The following is a 5,165-nucleotide window of genomic DNA, read 5'->3' as shown; positions in this document are numbered from 1 at the left end:
GTGCTGGATCGTGCTCGCGCCCAGTTCCCAGCTGTGCGCACGCTCGGGCTTGAGTTCATCCACCGGCTTGGCCGCGGTGAACAGGCCGAGCGTGGTTTCGAACAGGCTCGGCAGCTTGGTGCCTTCTGCGTACTTCAGGTAGACCATGCTGTCTTCGCTGAAACGGAAGGCCACGCTGGCGGTCGGCGAGAACGCGCTGTCACGACGGCGGATCGGCTGGGACCAGGTCCAGCTCACCGGTACCTTCAGGTCCTCCGCGGCGTCAGCGTCATGGAAGTTCCAGCCACCGATGTCACCGACGGTGCCCTTCTTGTACGGGGAGGCCAGCAGCGACTCCTGGGTGAAGTTGCCGTTGGCGTCCGGATACCAGTTCAACAGGRCAATGCGCTTGGCCCGCCACGACGGCAGCTTGGGATTGCCGTTGAGCAGTTCGGTGTAGCGGTATTGACCCTGCACTTCGTATCCGTCCGGCGTGGCCAGGCGGTTGCGGTCATGCACGTCCACGCGGTTCCAGCGCCCACCCAGCAGCATCTCCCAGTGTTCGTCCGGTGCCCACTTCAGCGATGCCACCGCACTGTATTCCTTGCGCTCGGCATTGCGCAGGAAGCGGTTGTTGACCAGGTCGTCGTGCATGATCGGCCCGGAGCTGCCCGGGGCGATGTCCTCGTCGCTGTAGGACAGGCCGTAATCGAGGGTGAAGCGGCCGGCACTGCCGTCCAACACCGAGGTGTTGCTGGCGTCCAGGCCGAAGCGCTTCTGCCGCAACGGGTTGCGGTAGGCATCCTTGTAGCCGGGATTGCCACTGAAGCTGGGTGCGTCGTACCACTCGGTGCGGCGATCGAAGTACCAGGGGGTGATGCCGGTCAGGCTGTTGTACATCACGCTGTCGGCGTCGGTGTACCACGCGTTGACGCGCAGGTCGATCAGCTCGCTGTCCGGGTTGAACCGGTAGCGCAGGCTGTAGCTGTCCATGTCCACATGGCCCGGGTCCCACTGCGGCACGCGGTCGCGGTCGACGCGGATGATCTGCGACGCCATGATCTCGCCCGCACTACCTTCGTAACGACGATAGCCCGCTTCCAGCGTCTGCGCGTCGTCGATGCGCCAGGTGCCCTTGAGCAGGGTCGACTTCGAGCGCGAGGAAGTGTTGAACACTTCGGTGCGTGGCGGATTCAGCGGCGCCAGCGTGCGACGGGTCTGCGGAAAGTCGTCATAGCCGTGCTTGCCGGAGAAGTAGTTGCCGTTGTCGCGGTATGCATAGGCGGCCACCAGGTCGAAGCGGTCCCAGTGACCGGCAGCGGCCACGTTGAAGAACTGGCTGCCGGTGGCACTACGATCGCTGCGCGGCGCGGCTTCGTAGCCGGGCAGGTTGTTGGCGCTGCCGTTGGCCAGCCCCCCGCGCACGCGCACGCCGACATCACGCCCCTCGCGCAGCACGTCATCGACATTCAGCGTTTCCATTTCGACCACGCCACCGATGCCGCCGGAGGCATTGGCCTGCAGGCTCGGGCCCTTGGTGATGGTCAGGCGCGAGATCAGGTCCGGGTCGAGATAGGTGCGCTGCGACTGGCCGGCATAGCCACGGTAGGTGTCCATGCTGGACTGGCCACCGTCGATGATGACCGGCACCCGGCTCTGGCCCTGGATGCCGCGGATGTTGACGTCGAAGCCGTTGCCCACGCGCGGATCGCCCGCAGTGACACCGGCCACGCCTTTGACGATGTCGCCGTTGGACGTGCCGCGGAAACGCTCCAGCGCGACGCGGCCGATGGTGGTGGTCGACCCCACGCTGCGGTAGCTGTCGAGCAGGCGCGCTTCATCGCTGACCGCACCGCCCTGCACGCGGTCTCCGGCCACGCTGAGGGTATCGGTGACGATCACGCCGCCCGTCTGTCCCGCCGCAGCGACCTCCAGCGTGACCGCATCGGCGCTTACCCGGCGCACGCTCAGGCCGCTGCCGCGCAGCAGGCGGGCGAGGGCCTCGTCGGCTGACAGCGTGCCACTGACCGGTTGCGAGATCACGCCCTTGGCCAGCGTGCTCGGATAGACCACCTGCACACCGGACTGGCGCATGTAGGCGCGCAGTGCATCGTCCAGCGGTTGGTCGGGAATATCAAAGTGCTGTGCCGCTGCCGGAGCAGCGCTGCTGGACTGCGCCATCACGGCGGGGGCGGCGGTTGCCAGGCCGGCGGCCAGCAACGCGATGCACAGACGGGACGGGCGCGGTGCGCGGCCCGGGCGGCGGAATTCGTACATGGGGGAACCTGTCAGAGAAGCGTGGCCGCGGGCGCGGCATCATCCGCGCATGCGCGGACCCAACGACGTACGTGGCGGCGGCGGGTACGTTCGTGGATGAGACGAGTGGGGGCGCGCTTTCCCCAAGACCGATGCGTTGCATCCGCTGCATCCGCGCCTGGCGCGGTACTACCGGTACACGATCGCCACGCCCAGCGGCAGGCGGGTGACCTGCAGGCCGGCGGTGGCCGCCAGTGCATCCAGTGCCTGCTCCGGATGATCGACGCGCAGCGCCGCGCTCACGGCTGGAATCGTGGAAAGATCGCCGCGCACGAAGGTCGGCCCTGCGCGATAGCGGCCGACCGCGTGCACGGCGTCGGCCACACTGGCCTGCTCCAGCAGCAGTTCGCCCTTGCGCCAGGCGCCGACGCCGTCCGCAGCAATGTCAGCCAGGCGCTGCACGCCTCGGTGCTCGCCATAGCTGGCACGTTGCCCCACCTGCAGATAGGTCCAGCCGCCATCGACAGGACTGGCCACACGTACCCGGCCCTGCCCGACTTCGGTCTCCACCCCGGCCGCAACGTGGGCGACCGTGAAAGCTGTGGAGATGTCTTCCACTACACCGTTGCCAGCAGCAACGCTGAATCGCCTCTGCGCATCGGGCGCCACGTCGAACCAGGCGCGGCCACGCAGCAGTTCAACACGACGGCGCTGGTCATCGAAGTGCACGGCGATCGCGCTGTCGGCATCGAGCACGGCGCGGCTGCCATCGGGCAGATGCACATCCTGCACCCGGTGGTCGCTGCGATGATCCGCCTGCAGGCGCAGCCAGGCATCGGGCCAGGCCACCAGCACCGCCAGCGCAGCGGCCGTGGCCATGGCCCAGCGCAGCCGCCGCGGACGGCGCGCTGCCTGCCTAGGTTCGGTGGCGGCCGGGCGCGGGCCCACACTGCGCCACAGCATGCGCTCATGCTCGAACGAACGCCGATTCGCGGGCTCGGCCAGCCACTGCTCGAACGCGTCCATGCGCGCGTCGCTGATATCGCCGGACGCCAGGCACACGATCCAGTCCCTGGCCTGTTCGGCCACGGCATCATCGGCGGTGCTGCGGGGTGTCGGGGGCGGGCTCATCGGCTGGCAGGGGACACGGTCAGAGGTGGGCGGACGGACTAGAGCGCATGGGGGGCCTGCGAATCAAGACGCATGGCGGGTGTGCGCCCCCAAGCCGGATCGTTCATCGGCCACTGCGCGCCCAGGCAAGCCGCTGCAGCGCGGTGCGTACGTGGTTCTCCACCGTGGTCACCGACACACCGAGGCGCCGGGCGATGTCGGCCTGGGTAAGGCCCTGCAGGCGATTGAGATGAAAGATGGTGCGCGTCGGCTCGGGCAGGTGGCCGGCGGCATCAAGCACACGCTGCAGTTCATCCTGCGCCATCACCTGTTCCTCGGTGGAGATCTGCTCGTCCTCCTGCCACAGGTAGTGCTCGGCCAGCAGGCGGTTGCGGCGCGTCGATTCGCGGCCGTGGTCGGTGGCGAGGTTGATGGCCAATCGATAGAGATAGGCGCGCGGATTGTCGATGCCCTGGCTGCTGTCTACCCCACGCGCCTTGAACCAGACCGCCTGGATCACGTCTTCGGCCCCGCTGTCGCCGCCGAGGATGCGCTGCACGCGTCGCAGCAGTGCCGGTCGTTCGCGGATCAGCAGTTCGGTCAGGGTGAGGGCATTGGAGGACATGCGCGGAGCCAAGGGACGGACAGAACGGCGCGCATGCTACTCCGTTAATGCGAATAAATCACGTTTGCATTCGCAATCGTCGACGTCAAAGACAGTCTGTCAGCCCGCCATAGACGCTCGTGGTCGTACCGGGCAAGGGCGCGTGGATCGCCTCATCCCCGGAACCCACCTGCCAGACCTGCAGGAGCTGCTCCAACCGGGTTCCAGATGCCAGCGGCAGCACGCATGCATAGCTGCCAAGGTCGACATCGATCCGTCCTTCCTTACGCACCCAGGTATCGCTGCCGGCGAAGGTCCAGATACAACTGCCGACCACACCTGTCGCTCGCTCCACCGAACAGCGCAGGCGCATGGCCCACAGGTTGTAGTACTGCCCCTCGCAGAACGTGTCGCCGCAGACATCATCGAACCCGCGCACCAGCATCCGTTCGGCGGCCAGGAACCGCTCCCGGCCGGTCGCTGGATCGGGATAGTCACGGGCGTCCACGAACGCCGGCGCGGCCTGCGCAGCGCCAACCACCATCAGACCGCAGAGCAGCCATCGTGCCGGGAAAGTGCGCATCAGGCGTCCCTCCCCTGCGCCCGCAGGCAGTCGGCAAGCCCGTCGAACAGCCCATGATCGAGCCCGGGCAGCGGTGCCATCAGCCCATCCGGCGCCTCCAGCGCGGCAAAGAAGGCTTCAACCGGCACCCCGGGCCGCATCTCCACCGGGCAGGTCCAGCGACCGTTGTCGACCTGCACCTGGCCGGTGTCACCCTGCACCACCAGTTCGCTGGCCGCCAGCACCCACACACATCGCTGCACCGTGCCCCGATGGGCCAGCACCGCACAACGGAACTCCATCACCCGGTAGTTGCTGTAATCGCCTTCGCAGAAGGTATCGGCGCACACACGGTCGAACGCCTGTGCAAGCGCTCCCTCAAGCGCGTAGGCCCTGTCCCACCCGGCCTCCCGGGTCGGGTAGTGGATCAGGTCGACATGCGTCCCGCGCGCGAGCGCGGCCAACGGAGCAAGCAACAGCAGGACGCCGCAGCGCCAACGATTCCAGTTCATGGCAGGTCTCCTCGGTTCAGGGTTCCAGCCTGCCCCGGTCACCCGGCCGGCCCCATCGGGAAACCCCGGCCTGGCCGGTCGTCGGCTACCGCGACGGCCCGTCGGCGCCCCACCCTGCACAGCGACCGGCAAAGGCATAAAA

Annotated in this window: 5 protein-coding genes; all 5 read right to left on the bottom strand. The window is 67.6% G+C overall.

What is annotated here, in order from left to right:
* On the bottom strand, positions 1-2,256 hold a 2,256-nt coding region (locus AC1VAN_RS10450), incomplete at its 3' end, for a TonB-dependent receptor (protein WP_480985757.1).
* Positions 2,257-2,424: 168 nt separating this feature from the next.
* Positions 2,425-3,366 carry a FecR family protein gene (locus tag AC1VAN_RS10445; protein WP_442251828.1) on the bottom strand — a complete coding sequence of 314 codons (942 nt, stop codon included), beginning with the start codon at positions 3,364-3,366 and terminating at the stop codon, positions 2,425-2,427.
* Positions 3,367-3,469: 103 nt separating this feature from the next.
* Positions 3,470-3,970, bottom strand: coding sequence for an RNA polymerase sigma factor (locus tag AC1VAN_RS10440; RefSeq protein ID WP_025874164.1), 501 nt, complete (start codon positions 3,968-3,970; stop codon positions 3,470-3,472).
* Between the two features lie 85 nt (positions 3,971-4,055).
* Positions 4,056-4,532 (bottom strand): hypothetical protein, encoded by a 477-nt coding sequence (locus AC1VAN_RS10435; RefSeq protein WP_032976755.1) that lies wholly within the window; start codon positions 4,530-4,532, stop codon positions 4,056-4,058.
* Positions 4,532-5,023 (bottom strand): hypothetical protein, encoded by a 492-nt coding sequence (locus AC1VAN_RS10430; protein ID WP_025874162.1) that lies wholly within the window; start codon positions 5,021-5,023, stop codon positions 4,532-4,534. Before AC1VAN_RS10430 ends, AC1VAN_RS10435 begins: the two co-directional genes overlap by 1 nt.
* Between the last annotated feature and the right edge of the window lie 142 nt (positions 5,024-5,165).

This window comes from Stenotrophomonas sp. 05L44_2 (assembly GCF_056665995.1).
The sequence above is the reverse complement of the archived record's forward strand: the minus strand, read 5'-3'. Positions and strand labels throughout refer to the sequence as shown.